This is a genomic window from Sedimentitalea todarodis, from assembly GCF_032595355.1.
In the GTDB taxonomy this organism is placed as follows: Bacteria; Pseudomonadota; Alphaproteobacteria; order Rhodobacterales; family Rhodobacteraceae; genus Sedimentitalea; species Sedimentitalea todarodis.
In genome coordinates, this window is the sequence record NZ_JASMWN010000016.1 from 38544 (window position 1) to 56410 (window position 17867).

At 60.9% G+C, this 17867-nt stretch carries 21 protein-coding genes, 1 pseudogene and 1 riboswitch; of the genes and pseudogenes, 6 read left to right on the forward strand and 16 right to left on the reverse strand.

The features are described 5' to 3' along the window. Nucleotides 1–46: 46 nt before the first annotated feature. From moaB to QO231_RS17745, 7 genes are all read right to left on the reverse strand, one after another. Entirely contained in the window at nt 47–589 is a 543-nt protein-coding gene (moaB, locus tag QO231_RS17715) for a molybdenum cofactor biosynthesis protein B (RefSeq protein WP_316779441.1), read from the reverse strand. A 3-nt stretch (nt 590–592) separates the two neighbouring features. Beyond that, a complete protein-coding gene (locus tag QO231_RS17720; protein WP_316779443.1) occupies nt 593–1201 on the reverse strand; it encodes a metallophosphoesterase family protein in 609 nt (202 codons plus the stop codon). Next, entirely contained in the window at nt 1198–1977 is a 780-nt protein-coding gene (locus tag QO231_RS17725) for a uracil-DNA glycosylase (protein WP_316779445.1), read from the reverse strand. The genes QO231_RS17720 and QO231_RS17725 overlap by 4 nt, the downstream gene beginning before the upstream one ends. 145 nt (nt 1978–2122) lie before the next feature. Next, a complete protein-coding gene (locus tag QO231_RS17730) occupies nt 2123–2992 on the reverse strand; it encodes a glycosyltransferase family 10 domain-containing protein (protein WP_316779448.1) in 870 nt (289 codons plus the stop codon). Continuing rightward, entirely contained in the window at nt 2985–3866 is an 882-nt protein-coding gene (locus tag QO231_RS17735) for a PhzF family phenazine biosynthesis protein (RefSeq protein WP_316779450.1), read from the reverse strand. The genes QO231_RS17730 and QO231_RS17735 overlap by 8 nt, the downstream gene beginning before the upstream one ends. A 142-nt stretch (nt 3867–4008) precedes the next feature. Then, on the reverse strand, nt 4009–4233 hold the full coding sequence (locus QO231_RS17740) for a DUF1150 family protein (RefSeq protein ID WP_316779453.1): 225 nt from the start codon (nt 4231–4233) through the stop codon (nt 4009–4011). Between the two features lie 3 nt (nt 4234–4236). Next, nucleotides 4237–4650 carry an Hsp20 family protein gene (locus QO231_RS17745; protein WP_316779456.1) on the reverse strand — a complete coding sequence of 138 codons (414 nt, stop codon included), beginning with the start codon at nt 4648–4650 and terminating at the stop codon, nt 4237–4239. A 163-nt stretch (nt 4651–4813) separates the two neighbouring features. Between QO231_RS17745 and QO231_RS17750 the strand changes: the two genes are divergently transcribed. The 3 genes from QO231_RS17750 to QO231_RS17760 all read left to right on the forward strand — a co-directional run bounded on the left by QO231_RS17750 (nt 4814) and on the right by QO231_RS17760 (nt 6725). Then, nucleotides 4814–5038, forward strand: coding sequence for a YdcH family protein (locus tag QO231_RS17750; RefSeq protein WP_316779459.1), 225 nt, complete (start codon nt 4814–4816; stop codon nt 5036–5038). A 77-nt stretch (nt 5039–5115) separates the two neighbouring features. Beyond that, entirely contained in the window at nt 5116–5601 is a 486-nt protein-coding gene (gene purE / locus QO231_RS17755; protein ID WP_316779461.1) for a 5-(carboxyamino)imidazole ribonucleotide mutase, read from the forward strand. 41 nt (nt 5602–5642) lie between these two features. Further along, nucleotides 5643–6725, forward strand: coding sequence for a 5-(carboxyamino)imidazole ribonucleotide synthase (locus QO231_RS17760; protein ID WP_316779463.1), 1083 nt, complete (start codon nt 5643–5645; stop codon nt 6723–6725). 244 nt (nt 6726–6969) lie between these two features. Here the strand turns inward: QO231_RS17760 and QO231_RS17765 are convergent, their stop codons facing one another. From QO231_RS17765 to QO231_RS17800, 8 genes are all read right to left on the reverse strand, one after another. Further along, nucleotides 6970–8118, reverse strand: coding sequence for an alpha-D-ribose 1-methylphosphonate 5-triphosphate diphosphatase (locus QO231_RS17765; protein WP_316779466.1), 1149 nt, complete (start codon nt 8116–8118; stop codon nt 6970–6972). Further along, on the reverse strand, nt 8115–8891 hold the full coding sequence (locus QO231_RS17770; protein ID WP_316779732.1) for an alpha/beta fold hydrolase: 777 nt from the start codon (nt 8889–8891) through the stop codon (nt 8115–8117). The genes QO231_RS17765 and QO231_RS17770 overlap by 4 nt, the downstream gene beginning before the upstream one ends. Nucleotide 8892: 1 nt before the next feature. Beyond that, nucleotides 8893–9759 (reverse strand): DMT family transporter, encoded by an 867-nt coding sequence (locus QO231_RS17775; protein ID WP_316779467.1) that lies wholly within the window; start codon nt 9757–9759, stop codon nt 8893–8895. A gap of 59 nt (nt 9760–9818) precedes the next feature. Continuing rightward, nucleotides 9819–10628 carry an isocitrate lyase/PEP mutase family protein gene (locus tag QO231_RS17780; RefSeq protein WP_316779468.1) on the reverse strand — a complete coding sequence of 270 codons (810 nt, stop codon included), beginning with the start codon at nt 10626–10628 and terminating at the stop codon, nt 9819–9821. 130 nt (nt 10629–10758) lie between these two features. Then, nucleotides 10759–12402: a chaperonin GroEL gene (groL, locus tag QO231_RS17785; protein WP_316779470.1), complete on the reverse strand. Its 1644-nt coding sequence runs from the start codon at nt 12400–12402 to the stop codon at nt 10759–10761. Between the two features lie 49 nt (nt 12403–12451). Then, entirely contained in the window at nt 12452–12763 is a 312-nt protein-coding gene (locus tag QO231_RS17790; protein WP_316779472.1) for a co-chaperone GroES, read from the reverse strand. Between the two features lie 300 nt (nt 12764–13063). Further along, nucleotides 13064–13741 carry a DUF2161 domain-containing phosphodiesterase gene (locus QO231_RS17795; RefSeq protein WP_394356623.1) on the reverse strand — a complete coding sequence of 226 codons (678 nt, stop codon included), beginning with the start codon at nt 13739–13741 and terminating at the stop codon, nt 13064–13066. After that, nucleotides 13731–14360 carry a sulfotransferase family 2 domain-containing protein gene (locus QO231_RS17800; RefSeq protein ID WP_316779475.1) on the reverse strand — a complete coding sequence of 210 codons (630 nt, stop codon included), beginning with the start codon at nt 14358–14360 and terminating at the stop codon, nt 13731–13733. Before QO231_RS17800 ends, QO231_RS17795 begins: the two co-directional genes overlap by 11 nt. 158 nt (nt 14361–14518) lie before the next feature. Here QO231_RS17800 and QO231_RS17805 point away from each other — a divergent pair, with 158 nt between their 5' ends. Continuing rightward, nucleotides 14519–15439, forward strand: coding sequence for a manganese-dependent inorganic pyrophosphatase (locus tag QO231_RS17805; RefSeq protein ID WP_316779477.1), 921 nt, complete (start codon nt 14519–14521; stop codon nt 15437–15439). Nucleotides 15440–15514: 75 nt separating this feature from the next. Here the strand turns inward: QO231_RS17805 and QO231_RS17810 are convergent. Beyond that, a pseudogene (locus QO231_RS17810) lies at nt 15515–15760 on the reverse strand (DUF6552 family protein); the annotation flags it as partial. A 376-nt stretch (nt 15761–16136) separates the two neighbouring features. Further along, a riboswitch (cobalamin riboswitch) is annotated at nt 16137–16331 on the forward strand. Between the two features lie 88 nt (nt 16332–16419). Between QO231_RS17810 and QO231_RS17815 the strand changes: the two are divergent. Further along, nucleotides 16420–16809 (forward strand): DUF1636 domain-containing protein, encoded by a 390-nt coding sequence (locus QO231_RS17815; RefSeq protein WP_316779478.1) that lies wholly within the window; start codon nt 16420–16422, stop codon nt 16807–16809. Beyond that, entirely contained in the window at nt 16809–17864 is a 1056-nt protein-coding gene (cobW, locus tag QO231_RS17820; RefSeq protein WP_316779482.1) for a cobalamin biosynthesis protein CobW, read from the forward strand. The genes QO231_RS17815 and cobW overlap by 1 nt, the downstream gene beginning before the upstream one ends. Nucleotides 17865–17867 lie beyond the last annotated feature (3 nt).

A 17867-nucleotide genomic window follows, 5' to 3' on the forward strand; every position in this document is an offset into this window, starting at 1 on the left:
CGGCCTGAAAAAATACCAAACCACAAGGGTGTTACGCCCACCGACGTTATTTCCGTCGCTGATGTTCATCCAAGCGCGGCATGATTTCCACGAAATTGCAGGGACGATGCCGAAAATCCAGTTGCCGGGACAGGATCTCGTCCCACGCATCCTTGCAGGCTCCGGGGCTACCGGGCAGCGCGAACAGATAGGTGCCGCCGGCCACGCCACCGGTGGCGCGGGACTGCACCGCGCTGGTGCCGATCTTGGCCATCGACACCATGGTGAACACGGTGCCGAAAGCGTCGATTTCCTTTTCGTACACGTCCCTGTGCGCCTCGACGGTCACATCCCGTCCGGTCAGGCCGGTGCCACCGGTGCTGATCACAACGTCGACGTGACCGTCCGCGATCCAGTGGCGCAGCTGCGCCGAGATGCTGTCGCGCTCATCCGGCACGATCGTGCGATCCGCCAGCACATGCCCCGCAGCCGTCAGCCGGTCGACCAGCACCTGCCCCGACCGATCGTCGGATTCGGTACGTGTATCCGACACCGTCAGAACCGCAATCCGCACCGGAATGAACTCTTTGCTCTCATCAATTCGAGACATGTGTCATCTTTCCCGAGGATCGATCTCGAACCAGGTCGGAACTGGCCCCAGATTGACAACGTCACTGGCTCCGATCGTGCCGCGTTTGCCCCAACTGTCATGAATGTGCCCACAAACCGCCAACTGCGGCTGTATCCGCGCGATTGCCGCGCTGATTGCTTTGGACCCGACCGATTGACCCGCCGATGTTAGATCAGCAACGCCTTTGGGCGGCGAATGCAGAACCAAGATGTCCGCCACATCGCAAGCCGTCAGCATTTCGGCCGCGCGCGCCTCGGACAGGTCACAGGACCACGCGCCAAACGGGGTCTCCGGCACGCCATAACCCAAGCCGAAGAGCCGCAAGCCACCAACTTCGGTGCCTTGCCCGTGCAAAATGGTCGCTCCTTCAGGCGCGACGGCGATCAGCTCGTCATGGCTTTCGGCGTTCCCCGGGACCAGAACCAGCGGGGTGGTGATCCCTGCGAGCATCGCCATCGCCTCGTCCAGTCCCTGACGCATGTTGCAGAAATCTCCTGCCCCGATCACCAGATCGGCGGCGTCGCTTGCTGCAACAATCGCAGCGGCCCGGCTGGCTGAAGCGTGCAGGTCAGAGAATGCGAGAACCTTCATGACGGCTCCCTCAATCGCGCCTGCAAGCTCAGCAAATCCGCCCAGGTCTCGCGCTTGGCAATGGGTTCGCGCAGCAGGTAGGCCGGGTGCCACATTGGCAAAACGGGCCGCCCATAGGCTTCGGCCCAGGTCCCGCGCAACCGGGTGATCCCGCGCTTGCCGAGCACCGCCTGACAACTGATATTGCCCATCAGAACAATCAGCTCCGGGGCGGCCAGTTCAACATGTCTCTGCAGGAACGGACGCATCATTGCGATCTCTTCTGGCTTTGGATCGCGATTTTGCGGAGGCCGCCACGGCAGCACGTTGGTGATATAGACAGATGCCTCCCGGCTCAGGTTCACAGCGGCCAGCATCCGGTCAAGCAATTGCCCTGCACGCCCGACAAAGGGCCGCCCCTCGCGATCCTCGTCACGCCCCGGTGCCTCGCCAATGATCATCACCCGCGCGCGGGCCACCCCATCGCAAAACACCAGATTGCGTGCGCCCTTTTTCAGCTCGCACAATTCAAACGCTCCCAATGCCGCGCGCAATCCTTCCAGCGTTTCCGCCCCGCGCGCCGCCGCTTCTGCAACCCTGACGGGATCCTCGTTCCGCTCCGCCAGGGGCAGCGATTCCGCGATGCGGGCAGGCGGGCGTTTCTTTTGCAGCCATGGCGCGGCATCCGGTAGTTCATAGCGATCAACGGCCGCCTCACCAATGGCGTCGGTCACGCCAAGCTCAAACTGCCACTCCAAGAGCGCCCGTGCCGTCTGATGATCCAGTGCTGATTCCATATGATGCAAGCTAGACCGCGTTTGAGAGGGCGAAAACCCTCCCCGCCTCACGCCGGGCAACTTTTCTCGTGCGATCAGGGAATCGCGCGCATCTGAGCACTTTGATCCCCGTGACGAGTCAACAAACGATATAATGCGTTCCCCGCTATCCTGCGATTTCCGCGCGCAATGCCGTCGCGGCCCGCTTCTGGATATCGGCATAGGGCTCCAACTGAACCTTGAGGCGGTCGATCTGGGGCATCCGCGCCGCATAGTCCGCCTCGGACATATCCGCCAATGCCGCAAGGATATCGGGCTCGCTCTGGCATTGAATAATCCCGTCGGGATCAATGAAGTCCGGCAGGTTGGGACATCCCCAGTAGATCGGAACGGTCCCGCAAAATACCGCATCCAGCAGCTTTTCGGAAAAATAGTTCTGCTCGCGCATGTTCTCGATCACGACGGAATAGCGATAGGGCGCCAGCCCCTCGGCCTTGTCCTTGAATGGCGCATAACCGCCGCCCATGACGTGTACATCCATCCCCCGAACCCTGACCTGATCAACCACCGCATGACGCAGCTTGTGCCCGGTGGTGTCCTTCTTGGCCGACGCGATCAGCGAACAGGCCCGGGTCTTGGTCAGGTCCCGCGTATGCCAGTCCGACACCCATGTGCCGCCCAGAGGAAACAGGACCGCGTTTGGAATCGTGTTCAGCAAGGTCTGGCTGAAGGTCAGGACGCGAAAGAACCTCCGATATGTCAGTCGCAACATCCGGATATGTTTGGCGTGAATAAACGACGGCTCGCCCATGATCAGCGAGATTCGCGCCCGCGTGCCCCAGTTTCGCCGGAAATGCATGCTGGTTCTGGGAAAAGCGATCAGGTGATCTGTTGGCAACATATCCCCGATGGTGGCCCCATTAAGACGCTTGGGACAGCCGTCTGGCCAGATCAGATCGCTCGTGGGCCGCGCCGCCAGCGCAGATCCAAGCGTGTTGCCATAAGGCAGGATCGCGATTGCGGCGGCCTCAGCCATCGGGCATATCAACTTCGCCGCGCATCAGTACATGACCCTGTCCGGCCACGCGGATCCCGGTCATTGCATCAACCGGACCAACCCGGCTGACCCATGCCTGACCGGGCCGGCCCATCCAATGCCCCTGCTGCGCGACAAAGATGTCCTTGTCCATCAATCCATGACGCCACAGATACGCCGCCATCGCACCGGTTGCCGACCCCGTGAACGGGTCTTCCGGCGGGCTCGGTGGAGCCAGCAGCAGGCGGGAAAATGTATCTCCGGCTTCGGTTGCGCCGGTCAATGTAACAAGAAATGGCTCAATCATATCGGTGCCATCATAGCCCAAATCGATCGCCATGTCGCGCAAAGCCTCGACATTCAGGCGCGCCGCGCGCAGGTCGCCGTGATCGCGCAGCACCGCAATGCAGAACGGCAGTCCGGTCGAAACCACTTGTGGTTGAGCAATGATCGCATCTGGCATCAGCCCGACCACATGTGCCACCTGTGCCTGGCTTGGCTTCGCGCCGAATTCCGGTGCGATCTGGGTCATCTCTATCCGTTCGCCGTCCAGTTGCACCTCAACCAGCCCGGCCCCGGTTTCCAATATCAATCGGCCACCCGCGACCAAACCGCGCGACCGCATTGCCGCGACCGTGGCAATCGTCGGGTGCCCGGCAAACGGGATTTCGCGACTCGCCAGGAAATAGCGCACCCGGATATCGGCCACCTCGGATGGGCCGGTAAATGTGCACTCCACCAGTGACGTCTCGCGTACATAGGCCATGCATTTATCGTCGCTCAGCGCGGCGCCCTGATGGACCACTGCACAGCCGTTCCCCGAGAACGGGTTGGAGGTGAACGCATCCACCCAGTCGAATTGATAGGTTGCCATGACGGCCCTCGTTCGTGACAGATCAACCCGTCTAGAGCACTTCGCGTTAAGCCCAAGTTACCTGGCGCTGCCTGAAATCATATGTTTCAACGCCTTGGGTGATGCTAGATGACCCAATTGAAACGCGACACGCTCAAGGGGATCAGTGCACCGCCACGGGAGAATAGTCGTGCTGCCGCGCCAGAACAAAGGCCATCTGTCGGTCAGACACCAGCGCCAATTGCTGGCCATCCGCGCTATGCACGGCGTAGAGATGATCCAGATCGCCCGCCTCGGCGCGCAGTTCCTGAGGCAGGTCGGTCACGTCCACGGTTTTCACATAGACGATCCGGCTCTTGGATTGGTCGAATTCAAATGGCGTATTCATAACTTACCCTTTCCTGATACTGATTGTCTGCACTACGGTCTCCGGCGCCGCACGGGTCAGGTCCACGTGCAACAGCCCGTTTTCCATGATGGCCTCGCCGACCTCTACTCCATCGGCCAGAACGAACATGCGCTGGAATTGACGCGCAGCGATCCCGCGATGCAGGTAGATTCGCCCTTCGCTGTCATCCGCCTGACGACCACGAATGACCAATTGCCGGTCCTCGACGGTGATCGAAAGATCGGCTTCCGCGAACCCTGCAACGGCCAGTGTGATCCGGTAGGATCGCTCTGACGTCTGTTCGATATTAAATGGGGGATAGCCTTCGTTTCCGCTCTTGGACGACCGCTCCAGCAGACGTTCCAGTTGCTCAAACCCCAAAAGATGTGGGTATGAAGCCAGAGTGAGTTTTGACACGTACTTCGTCCTTTGACTATTAAAGCGACGCTGCGCACGGTCCCGTTTCGGCAACCGCACCGGACAAATATGGGGTCAAATCCGCGTTTTAACAAGGTCTAGGCGAAAACAACTTCTCCGCGTAGATTGGACATCAATCCTGTCCTGATTCTGGGTCGCATAAATGAACGTTCAATCCGATCTCTCGATGAAGACCGAAGACGTGCTGCGCGTCGAACTTGAGGTTTTTCGCCGCGAACACCGTGATCTTGACGAGGCAATCACCGCCTTGACCGAACGCGGCACGGCAGATCAACTTACGCTCAAGCGCCTGAAAAAGCAGAAACTAAGGCTCAAGGACATGATCGCCCTGATCGAAGATCGCCTGACCCCGGACATCATTGCCTGAGAACGAACGTTGATCGCATTGCCTCGCCCGGCGATCCGGCTATAGTGCGCGCTCTTTTGGCTGGGCAGGGGTAGACAATGGCCGACATTCACGTGGGCATCATCATGGGCAGTCAATCCGATTGGGCCACCATGAAAGAGGCGGCTGACATTCTGGACGAGCTCGAAATCGCCCACGAAACCCGCATCGTTTCGGCGCATAGAACGCCCGACCGGCTTTGGGACTATGGCAAGACCGCTGTCGCACGCGGGCTGCGGGTGATCATTGCGGGTGCAGGCGGCGCGGCACATCTCCCTGGCATGATGGCCTCCAAGACACGGATTCCGGTGATCGGGGTCCCGGTTCAGTCCCGTGCGCTGTCGGGCGTCGATTCTCTGTATTCCATCGTGCAGATGCCACGCGGCTTTCCGGTCGCGACAATGGCGATCGGTGCGGCAGGGGCCGCCAATGCGGGGCTGATGGCCGCCGCCATTCTTGCGCTTCAGGACCCAGCCCTGGCCCAACGGCTGGACGCGTGGCGTGACGCCCTCTCAGCGTCGATCCCTGAAGAACCAGTGGATTGAAGTGCTTCAAAGCCCGCTTCCCGAGATAGGACACCGCTTGAATGGTACAAACACCTGATCCCCTGCGCCTCGGCGCAACCATCGGCATCCTCGGCGGCGGGCAGTTGGGACGCATGCTCTCGGTTGCGGCAAGCCGCCTGGGATTTGTGACCCATATCTACGAGCCCGGTGCCAATCCGCCTGCGGGCCAGGTTGCAGATCGCGTCACGACAGCCGCCTATGAAGATCACGCGGCGCTGACTGCATTTGCTGAATCGGCCGACGTCATCACATACGAGTTCGAGAACATCCCGACCGAAGCGCTCGACGTGCTCGAAACGCATCGCCCGATCCGGCCCGGACGCGAAGCCTTGCGGATCAGTCAGGACAGGCTGACCGAGAAGGTCTTTCTGCAAGGCTTGGGGCTGCAGACCGCGCCTTTCGCCGATATCGCCGGCGCCGACGATCTGACCGCCGCGCTCGCCGAAATCGGCACTCCCGCGATCCTGAAGACCCGGCGGTTCGGATATGACGGCAAGGGGCAATCCCGGCTGAGTGCATCCACGGACGCGCAAACCGCGCTCGCCGAGATGGCGGGCGCACCGGCCCTGCTCGAGGGGTTTGTCGAGTTCAGCCATGAGGTCTCGGTCATCGCGGCGCGGGGCATTGATGGCGCGGTTGCCTGTTTTGATCCGGGAGAGAATGTTCATCGCGACGGCATCCTGCGCACCACGACGGTTCCCGCCCGCCTGTCTTCCGCACAGCGAACTGACGCGATCCTGCTGGCCGCGAACATCCTGAACGCGCTTGAGTATGTCGGCGTTCTTGGGGTGGAGCTCTTCGTGACGGGCCGAGGGTTGATCGTGAACGAAATAGCACCACGCGTTCACAATTCCGGCCATTGGACCCAGAATGGCTGTGCCGTGGATCAGTTCGAACAACATATTCGCGCCGTTGCGGGCTGGCCCCTGGGGAACGGCCAGCGTCATGCGGATGTGGTGATGGAAAACCTCATCGGCGATGACATGAACAGGGTCCCGGAGCTAGCCAGACAGCTGGAGACCGCACTTCATATCTATGGCAAGGCAGATGTCAAACCCGGCCGCAAGATGGGCCACGTCAACCGCATCACGCAAAAGAGCTGACACGGCGCTTTTTGGACAAGAGGCTTTGCGCCGCCTTCGGCGCCGCCGCGGGCGAGGGGCTCTGCCCCTCGCGCTCCCCGGGATATTTACGGCAAGAAAAAAACCCAACAGACCCATTTTTCGCCAAAAGTACACACGGGGCGACATTGCCCCCGAGGCTACGGTATGCGGGTTTGCAGGTGAATGCCCAAAGGGCTTTCACGCAGCACGACGAGGGCTCGTGGAGCCTGAGGCGTGGTGCCGTCTACCTGATGAGCCGCGATGCTATCTCTCCACGGATGTAACTCACCCGTCCCGCAGAGACCGTGGCGGCGACACGGTGATCACCTGTGTCCAGCACCACGATGTCGGCGCGCATTCCCGACTCGAAACGGCCACGATCTGCCAACCCCAGAATGCGCGCGGGCCCGTCGGACAACAGTCGCCATGCGCTGGCGAGATCACAAATCCCACTCCGGGCCAGCATCAGCGCGGCCCGGCGCGGGCTGGGGTAGTGGTAGTCCGACGCCAGCGCATCGCCGAAGCCCATAGTGATCAGATCCACTGCACTGGCATTGCCCTTGTGCGAGCCGCCCCGCACCACGTTCGGGGCACCCAATACCACGGAATCGCCTTCATTGCGCGCCGCTTCCGCAGCATCCGTGGTCTCGGGGAACTCGGCAATCCTGACCCCCCTCGCCCGCCACGTCGCGCGGTCCGCCGCCGTGTGGTCATCATGGCTGCCCATGCGTATTCCTGACGCGGTGAGCGCGGGTACCAGCTTGTCCAGCGCCGCTGGCACATCGGGGCTGCGACGATGCAACTCCTGCAGCAACTCCCAATGACGCTCGGGGTTGCGACCAGCCTTGAGTGCCTGACCAGTCAGGCGCGGCGGCTTTTTGCCTTGCGCCAACCTGTCATGAGGCAGATGATCGTTGAACACAACATAGTCCACGCCCCACTCCGCCACCTGTGCGGGCAGGTCCTCATAGTAATCCAACAGATTGATCTCGAACCGCAATTGCGGGATCAGATCGGTCACGACCTCGTCCCGAACATCGCGTATCGCTGCAAACACCCGGGCAGCAAATTCCGGCCCTCGCAAGCCCCCTTCCCAGCTGAAAAACTGCGCCATCACTCCGGTGGTGACACCGTTTGCGGCCAGTTCCGCTTCGGCCGAAACCACCCCTTCGACCATCTCTTTCATGGCCCCCCTGCGCGGCGCAAGATGCCGTTCGAATCCGTCACCATGCAGGTCTATGATACCCGGCAAAACAAGAAACCCGTCCAAATCCACGGATCTCCCCACCGGGTCCGCCGTAATCACACCGTCTGCAAATGACAGCCTCCCTTGCCTGATCCCGTCGGGAAACAATACCTCGGCCCCGATCAGATCAAGTGCCAGCCCCGTCATTTGGACATCCCTCTCGTCTCGGTATCCCCACAGACTCGCCCCTGGCAGAGTTCATCAATCGCACCAAACACCGCATCCAGCCACGAGATATCAGGATCAAATCGGCCGTACTCGATGAAATGGAGCGCCTCTGCGATCACCCTTGGATTGTTCATCATGAACGTATGGGTCACGGGCAATTGCATATGATCCGTCATCCCGGCAACAAACGTCGAGCGAACCGATACCTTGCCGTCATCTGGCCCCTCGATCAGCGAAGAAAACACCGGGTTCAATGTGCTTGTTCCCGCAATCACGCCCAGCGGAAAGTCCACGGGCGGCAATCGGCGGGGCAGGCTGTCAAGGCCGGTGCCCAACTGCATTCCCGCAGGCCCGTTGAGCAGGCCGAACACCTCGAGATCGCCCAGCACGTCGACCAGTTCGCTTCCCTCGTTGGGCGGACCCAACATCACCACACGACCCAGGTTTTCCGGCTTGCCGCGCTGAAACGCATAGCGGATCAGGATGCCGCCCATCGAATGGGATACGAAATGGACCGTCTGCTCACCGCATTGCTCGACCGCTGCCGGTACCGTCTGTTGCGCCAGCATTGGGATTGGCAGGTCAGTTGAGGGATAGCCGGGCCGCACCACGTCATAGCCTTGTCGCACCAACACGTCTTCCATCAAGGCAAACGATGCCTCGGTTCGTGCCAATCCATGCAGCAATACCACGCAATCGGCCCTTAGCGGGCTGGCCCATGCCAGCAACAGCAGGGCACCCAATCGGATCATGTCAGGTCGAGGTCGCACGTTTCCTCCCGCTCGCACGCTTTCTGCCGACGGCGAGCGCGATCCCTCCGAGGATCACCGCCGTCCCCAGGACCAGACGCACGCTCGCCTGCTCGCCGAGCAACAGGATGCCGGCAACCAGTGCAATGACCGGCACCGCCAGTTGAATGATCGCCACCAGGGATGGCGCATATTTCGGCACCAGGCTGTACCAGAGCGCATACCCCATGCCCGAGGTCACCGCGCCCGAAATCACGGCCAGCCCAAGCCCTTGCCCGGTCATCATCGTCGCCACCGGCATCGCCAGCGCCGCCACAGCCACCAGCGGCAGCGCCACGCAGAAATTCGCGGCCGTGCCCGCAAGCGCATCGGTCTCTCCGCGCCCTTCCATTGTGTAGACGGCCCAGCCGATCCCGGCCAAGAGCATCAATGTCAGCCCCTTGTAGTCCACCTCGACCGGCCCTTCCGGCCAAAGGACCCAGGCCAGCCCGGCAAAGGCAATGGCAGCCCCCGCCAGTTGCCGCTGCAGCGGCGGCGCGCCACCGATCGTGGCCATTGCAAAGATCGACAGTTGCACGACGCCGAACAGGAACAGGGCACCAAGCCCCGCCTCAAGCGTCAGATATCCCCATGAAAAACCGATCATATAGAGCGTGAGCGACCCGGCCCCGATCAGGCGGCGCGGCCTACGGAGCGGCACTCGCCTCCCCCGAAGCAGCACCAGCGCGACCAGGACCACTGCACCGGACAGAACCCGCACGATCGCAAAACTCGCAGGATCGATCGCGCCACTGTCAACGGCGAGCCGGTTCAGGATCGAATTCGCCGCAAAGGCAATCATGGTCAATGTGGTGAGCAGAAACAGGCGCATGTCTCTCCCATAGCCGCAAGTTGAGGTGAAAAACACTCCCGTTTGCGCCGGTCGCCTGATCAGTCGGGCAGCAGTCCTTCAAGCTCGGCAAATCCCATCGCCTTGCCGGCAAGATCAAAGCGGCCATTCTCGTGCATGTCGCGGGCCGCATCGACGAAGGTTCCGTAAGCCAAACGGGCCAGTGCGGACCCGACGCTGATACGCTTGACGCCGGCCTGTGCCAGTTCTGCCACGGTGAACACCGCGCCCGGCATGCCCATCACCACGTTGACCGGCTTGGTGACGGCGGCGCAGACCTGGGCAATCATCGTCAGGTCACGCAATCCCGGCGCATAGAGCACATCGGCACCGGCGGCCTCAAATGCCTGCAAGCGGCGAATCGTGTCGTCAAGATCAGCCCGTCCCCACAGAAAATTCTCGCATCGTGCGGTCAGCACAAAATCCCCGGGCAACGCGTCACGGGCCTCCGCCGCCGCTGCGATTCGTTCGACGGCGTGCTCAAACTCGTAGATCGGGTTTGCAGGATCGCCGGTATGATCCTCAAGTGATCCTCCGGCCAACCCGACCGCCGCCACCGTGACGATGGTGCCTGCAGCACTTTCCGGGCTGTGGCCAAACCCGTTCTCAAGATCCGCCGACACCGGAAGCGCTGTGGCAGAGACGATATCGGCGCAATGGGCGAGCACCTGATCGCGCGTCGCTTGCCCTTCGCGAAGTCCCAGCGAAAATGCCATGCCGGCACTGGTGGTCGCCAAGGCCCGAAAGCCAATGGATTCGAGCATCCGCGCCGTTCCGACGTCCCACGGATTCGGAATGATGAAACAGCCCTCGGCCTGATGAAGCTTCCGAAATTCGGATGTGTTGGTCATTCCGTCATCTCCCCCGATCACACCGGCGCAGGCTAGCGGGCGGCGAGACAAAGACAAGGCACAACTCCACAAACGAAAAAAGGGGGGCCAACCGGCCCCCCTTTGCAGTCGTTCAAATGAACGGGCTGACTTACATCATGCCGCCCATGCCGCCCATGTCAGGCATTCCGCCACCGGCAGATGCGCCATCTTTCGAAGGCTTGTCGGCCACCATCGCTTCGGTGGTGATCAACAGACCAGCAATCGAGGCGGCGTCCTGAAGCGCTGTGCGCACAACCTTGGCCGGGTCGATAACGCCGAATTTGAACATGTCGCCATATTCTTCGGTCTGCGCGTTAAAGCCAAAGGACAGGTCATCGCTTTCGCGGATCTTGCCCGCAACAACCGAACCGTCCACGCCAGCGTTCTCTGCGATCTGACGCAGCGGCGATTCGAGAGCCTTGCGCACGATGCGGACACCGATGTTCTGATCGGCGTTGGCGCCTTCGAGGCCTTCCAGCTTCTTGCCGGCCTGGATCAGGGCAACACCGCCACCGACGACGACACCTTCCTGCACGGCCGCACGGGTCGCGTTCAGGGCATCGTCAACGCGGTCTTTGCGCTCTTTCACTTCGACTTCGGTCATGCCGCCGACGCGGATAACCGCAACGCCGCCTGCCAGCTTGGCGACGCGTTCCTGCAGTTTTTCACGGTCATAGTCGCTGGTGGTTTCTTCGATCTGGTTGCGGATCTGGGCAACGCGTGCCTCGATCTCGGCCTTCTCGCCAGCACCGTCAACAACAGTGGTTTCGTCTTTGGTGATCGAAACCTTCTTGGCCGATCCCAGCATGTCGATGGTGACATTCTCGAGCTTCATGCCCAGGTCTTCGCTGATGACCTGACCGCCGGTCAGAATTGCGAGGTCCTGGAGCATCGCCTTGCGACGATCGCCGAACCCGGGGGCCTTGACCGCAGCAATTTTCAGGCCGCCGCGAAGTTTGTTGACAACCAGAGTTGCCAGCGCTTCGCCTTCGACGTCCTCGGCAATGATCAAGAGCGGCTTTTGCGACTGGATCACCGACTCGAGCAGCGGAACCATTGGCTGCAGCGACGAGAGTTTCTTTTCATGCAGCAGGATCATGCAGTCTTCGAGTTCTGCAGTCATCTTGTCAGCATTGGTGACAAAGTAGGGGCTCAGGTAGCCACGGTCGAACTGCATGCCTTCGACAACATCGGTCTCTGTTTCCAGACCCTTGTTTTCCTCGACGGTGATGACACCCTCGTTGCCGACCTTCTGCATCGCGTCTGCGATCTGCTGGCCGATTTCGGATTCGCCGTTGGCGGAGATGGTGCCAACCTGCGCAACCTCAGCGCTGTCGGACACGTCACGCGCAGCCGCTTTGATCGCTTCAACAACGGTGGTGGTCGCGAGATCAATACCGCGCTTCAGGTCCATCGGGTTCATGCCGGCGGCAACCGATTTCAGACCTTCCTTGACGATGGCCTGAGCCAGAACCGTCGCGGTGGTGGTACCGTCGCCGGCTTCATCATTGGTGCGGCTGGCGACTTCTTTCACCATTTGCGCGCCCATGTTCTCGAACTTGTCTTCCAGTTCGATTTCCTTGGCAACGGTCACGCCGTCCTTGGTGATGCGCGGGGCGCCGAAGGATTTGTCGATAACCACGTTGCGGCCTTTGGGGCCCAGGGTAACCTTGACGGCGTCGGCCAGGATGTTGACACCCTTCAGCATACGATTGCGCGCGTCGGTATCAAACTTGACGTCTTTTGCAGACATATTGATTGTCTCCTAGTTTTCTGGATTGGGATCAGACGAAGCGTGGCGTTCAGGCCGCTTTGGCGGCTGCGTTTGCTTCGATGATGCCCAGAATGTCGCTCTCTTTCATGATCAGCAGCTCTTCACCGTCGACGGTGACTTCGGTGCCGGACCATTTGCCGAACAGGATCTTGTCGCCTGCCGATACAGCCATTTCGATCAACTCGCCGCTGTCCTTGCGGGCGCCTTCGCCAACCGACACGACGACGCCCTCTGCCGGCTTCTCTTTGGCGCTGTCGGGAATGATCAGCCCACCAGTGGTTTTTTCATCGCTTTCGACACGGCGCACCAGCACCCGGTCATGAAGTGGTTTGAATGCCATCTTTGCAGCTCCTTAACGCTCAAAGTTTCGGGGTCCTCCGCTCCCAGTCGGGATATTATCACTCACCCCGCATGAGTGATAACGGTGCATAGGTAGGGGGCAGTGCGAGACCTGTCAACAGGCCGTTTGACAAAAAAATAGTCCGACCGTCCCGCCGGGATCATTTTCTTGTCTGCCTTGCCCCGATCATCGTCAAAGCAAGGCATGTCGAGCCGAAGTCAACCTTGCCGGCGGCACCGAAGGGTCACACAATCGGCATGTAGGATCGGCGCGGGCTGGCGAAAACCCGTCAGCTTGTCGCTACCAACTCTCGGCCCAGTGTTTCAGCCCGTCGGTTCCCATCGGCGTCAATGCATAGATGCCCCGGCTTTCCCGCTCAAACCAGCCGTAGTGGTTGTCTGACATCAACCGCGTCGCCGCAGGCACCTTGGCCGCGCGCGCCACATCGGCCCCTTTGCTTGGACCATGCTCCGCCAGAAAGGCCGCACAGCGCAGCGCATCCTGACGATATCCTGTCACGATACCGTGCCGTGTCGCGCCACCTGCGTTCGGGTCGCCGCGCAACCTTTCGAACTCCCGCAACAGCCTTTGCGTCCGCTTCTTCGATTTGCGTGGCGCATAGGGGCCGGGATCGCACTGGACTTCTACCTGCCCATCCGACCGTACCGTCATCAAACCCAGCCCCAGCCGGCGGCACAGCGCCAGATTGTCCTTCAGGGCCCGCCGCGCGCTGCGCCCGCTTGGCCTGAGCACGGCAATATAGACCAGGTCGACAACCCTCAATCGCTCCACGGCCTGATGAAACAGCGACAGGGTAAAACGCAACTTCAGTTCCACGATCACCGGCGGCTCATCGCCGCGTCGCGCCACCACGTCCGCCGCGCCTACCTCGCCCTTGACCTGATAGCCCTGCTGCTCAAGCAACGCCTTGATCGGGGGATACAGGTGCTGTTCCTGCGTGATTGCCTCACCGGTCATAGCCGAACGCCTCGAAATCCGCGCGATACCGTTCAAACAGCATATCAGCCTGCACAGGCGAAAGCCTCGCATCCAGACCGACCCGCGACCGGTTCTTGTGCGGCAGCCGTCGATCTCTGCCGAAAATCTTCCGGAACACCGGAGCGATGTCCTGCGCAAGACGTTCGAATCGCAGCACCCGATCGACCAGAACCCGCCCTCGCGCATCCGTCACATAGCGCACCTGTGGCACAAGATGGCGTGAGCCATCGGAATAGTCGTCCTTGATCTCGGTGTTCAGAAAGATGTCCAACTCCAACACCTGACCGCGCTTGGCCGCTGCCCCGGCGCGGTAGCGAAATTCCGACAGTGCCCTCTCATAGGGATGCCGCACGATGGCAAATCTCAGATAGCGGTCGAAATCCTCGGCCAGCATATGCCCCAGAGCCACGTATTCGTCGGCATAGAGATGCGCCAGTTTTTGCGGCCCCATCCTAGGGTTGGCGTTCTGGCGCAGCAACAGCACCGCACGATCACGCCATGCCAGATCCAGATCATTTAGAAACACGGTCTCCACGCTCTGTCCGCCGGTCTTGGGGATGTGAACGAACACGGTCTTGTGGGCATGGGAAATCATCATAAGGTCCGTGCGATCAGACCGCACCCTCCCAACCGCGTCTGAAAAAGTCAACGCAGGCTCATCTGACCAAGGGTCGCAGCCTGCGCAACAACGGGTGACAACGCCGGGTGACGTTCCTATAAGGCGCGCAAATTACACCCCTGCACAGGATGCATCAGATGACCATTCAGGTTTTTGGACACAAATCCCCCGACACCGATTCGACAGGCTCGCCCATCCTTTGGGCGTGGTACCTGAACGAGGTCAAAGGCACCCCCGCCGAAGCCGTGTTGCTGGGCGAGCCCAACACCGAAGCCGCCTTCTTGCTGAAACGCTGGGACCTGCCCAAACCCGCCATCATCGCCGACGTCGCTGACGACGCGCCGGTCGTGATCGTCGACACCAACAACCCTGCCGAACTGCCCGCCAACATCAACAATGCCGACATTCAGGCAATCATCGACCATCACAAGCTGGTCGGCGGGCTGGAAACCAAGGGTCCGATCGACATCACCATCCGTCCTCTGGCCTGCACCGCAACCATCATGCACGACCTGATGGGCGACGACGCCACCAAGATGCCCGACTGGGCAAAGGCCACTGCGCTGACATGCATCCTGTCGGACACGCTGGAGTTCCGCAGCCCGACCACCACGCCGCATGACAAGGCCGTGGCCGAGAAGCTGGCCGCCGAGTTGGGCATTTCGATCTCTGATTACGCCGCCGATATGTTCGCCGCCAAATCCGATGTGTCCTCGTTCAGCGACGCGGAACTGCTGCGCATGGACAGCAAGGAATACCAGGTCGACGGCACCAAGTTTCGTGTCTCGGTCCTGGAAACCACGTCACCCGCCACGGTTCTGGACCGCAAGGCCAGCCTGATCGAGACGATGCCCGCCGTCGCGTCGGAGGATGGCGTTGATCAGGTCCTTCTCTTTGTCGTCGATATCCTGAACGAAGAAGCCACGCTGCTGGTCCCCAACGATCTGGTGAAGACCGTCGCCGCCAAGAGCTTTGACGCCACCGCAACCGGTGACAGCGTGGTTCTGCCCGGCATCGTCAGCCGCAAGAAACAGATCATTCCCAATCTCAAGATCTGAACGAACGTCAGAGGACCCCGTCACAATCGCCGGGGTCCTGCTTGAATGGGTTGACCCCACATCTCCGCCCGAACCGCTCGTCATTCCAGCAAGCATGGCGCCGAGGGCAACGAGGTGAACCAACATCAAGGCTTTGTCTTTCCACATTGCCCCAACGGCAAACCAGCCCAGGACACCGATCAGAAAGAAGTAGAGATTCCACGGCGTCCAGCCAAAGCCAGTCGCTGAATACCCCATGATCTGAACGATCGACGCACCCCATTTGACAGCAAATATGACGCGGTCCTTCGAAGGGCTCGCGAACGCGACATTAGCCAGCATGGCCCAACCCTCCTTCAACGCGCCCAGTTGCTTCAGCGTCGTAAAAACGCGAAAGAAGATCGCCTCCCCCGAAACAGCAACCATACGCGGGATCAACCAATATAAATTCAACAGGCATTTACTTCACCATACTCTGTTTGATCCTCATATACTCCTCATGATGCAGCTGAACACGCCAGAACCGATCCTTCATGACGATAGAAATACTACTTCCTATGAACGACTTTCCATCAATTTGGGCGGCCGCAACCTATCGAGCGTGTCGTCTCGCAACTGAACAGAGACGCAGAATCTGAGCACAGCCTGCACCGACAGCATTTGGTGATGCGCAAGTGACCCGGTTCGCTCCAAACGCTTGACAACGCCGCGCCCCTTGGTCATTCCGCAACATGTTGGTTTCTGCGAAAGCAGATGAAAAGGGAATGCTTGACGCAGCCGTCCCCGCGACCGTGACCGGAGAGGTCGCCCAAGCCACTGGCCGATATCGGTCGGGAAGGCGGGCAGACCGCCAGAAAGCCGCCGCTTTCTGACATCCGCAAGCCGGGAGACCTGCCAGCACGAAATGACGTTGGCCGGGCGGGGTGTCTTGGTCACGGGCCCGGCACCCGCTTTGCCCGCGATCTCCCCGCCTCCCGGCTGCCCGAAAGAGGTGAACACGGATGACAGAGCCGATGCCCGATGTCGCGCCCGTAGAGTTGCTGGTCTGCCTGACCTGCCGGCGTGGCCAGCCGACCGACACCGAAGGCACGCGCCCCGGCGCGATGCTGCATGAGGCACTGGCGGGCCAAGACCTGCCGGCGGGTGTCACCCTGCGAGGGGTCGAATGCCTGTCCAACTGCGATCATGGCTGCTCTATCGTGTTTCGTGGCGGCGGAAGTCGCTGGACCTATGTCTATGGCAATTTTGACGAGACCACCGACGCGCCGATGATCCTTGATGTCGCTGCCCGCTATCACGCCGCGCCCGACGGGCTGGTCCCGTGGCGCGAGCGCCCTGTCCATTTCCGCAAGAACTGTATCGCCCGTATCCCCCCGATTGGAGAGACCTGATGTCCAACCTGTCCAAGCTGCCCGTCACCGTGATCACCGGATTTCTCGGTTCTGGCAAAACCACCCTCATCCGCCACCTCATGCAGAACCCGCAAGGCAAGCGTCTGGCCGTGGTAGTCAATGAATTCGGTGATGTCGGCGTCGATGGCGACATCCTGAAATCCTGCGCCATCCCGGATTGCCCGGCCGAAAACATCATGGAACTGTCCAACGGTTGCATCTGCTGCACCGTGGCCGACGACTTCATCCCGACCATCGAAGCCCTGATGGCGCTGGACCCGCGCCCGGATCATATCCTGATCGAGACCTCGGGTCTCGCACTTCCCAAGCCGCTGCTCAAGGCGTTTGACTGGCCCGATATCCGCAGCCGCATCACCGTTGACGGTGTCATCGCGCTCGCCGATGCCGAGGCCGTCGCCGCAGGTCGTTTCGCCCCCGACGTCGCCCGCGTCGACGCCCAGCGCGCAGCTGACGACTCGCTCGATCACGAAACGCCGCTGTCCGAGGTGTTCGAGGATCAGATCAGCTGTGCCGACATCATCCTGCTGACCAAACCCGACCTTGCCGGGCCAGACGGCGTTGCAAAGGCACGCGCCGTCATCGCCGCCCAAGCGCCCCGCCCGCTGCCCGTGATCGAGGTTGCCGAAGGGGCCGTCGACGTGCGCGTGATCCTAGGGCTCGAGGCCGCCGCCGAGGACGACATGGATGCCCGTCCCAGCCACCACGACAGCGCGGATGACCACGAACACGACGATTTTGAGAGCATTGTCGTGGATTTGCCCGAACAATCCGATCCTGCCGATCTGGTTTTCCGGATCGAACAGCTGGCGAACGAGCGCAACATCCTGCGCGTCAAAGGCTATGTTGCGGTCACCGGAAAACCCATGCGCTTGCTGGTGCAGGCCGTCGGAGCGCGCGTGCGGCACCAGTATGACCGTGCCTGGAAGCCGGATGAGGCGCGCCAGGGTCGTCTTGTCGTCATCGCGGAACATGACGACATCGATGCCGCCGCGATACGCGACATCCTTACCTGCCTGCCGACAGCGGCAGAGTAGGGA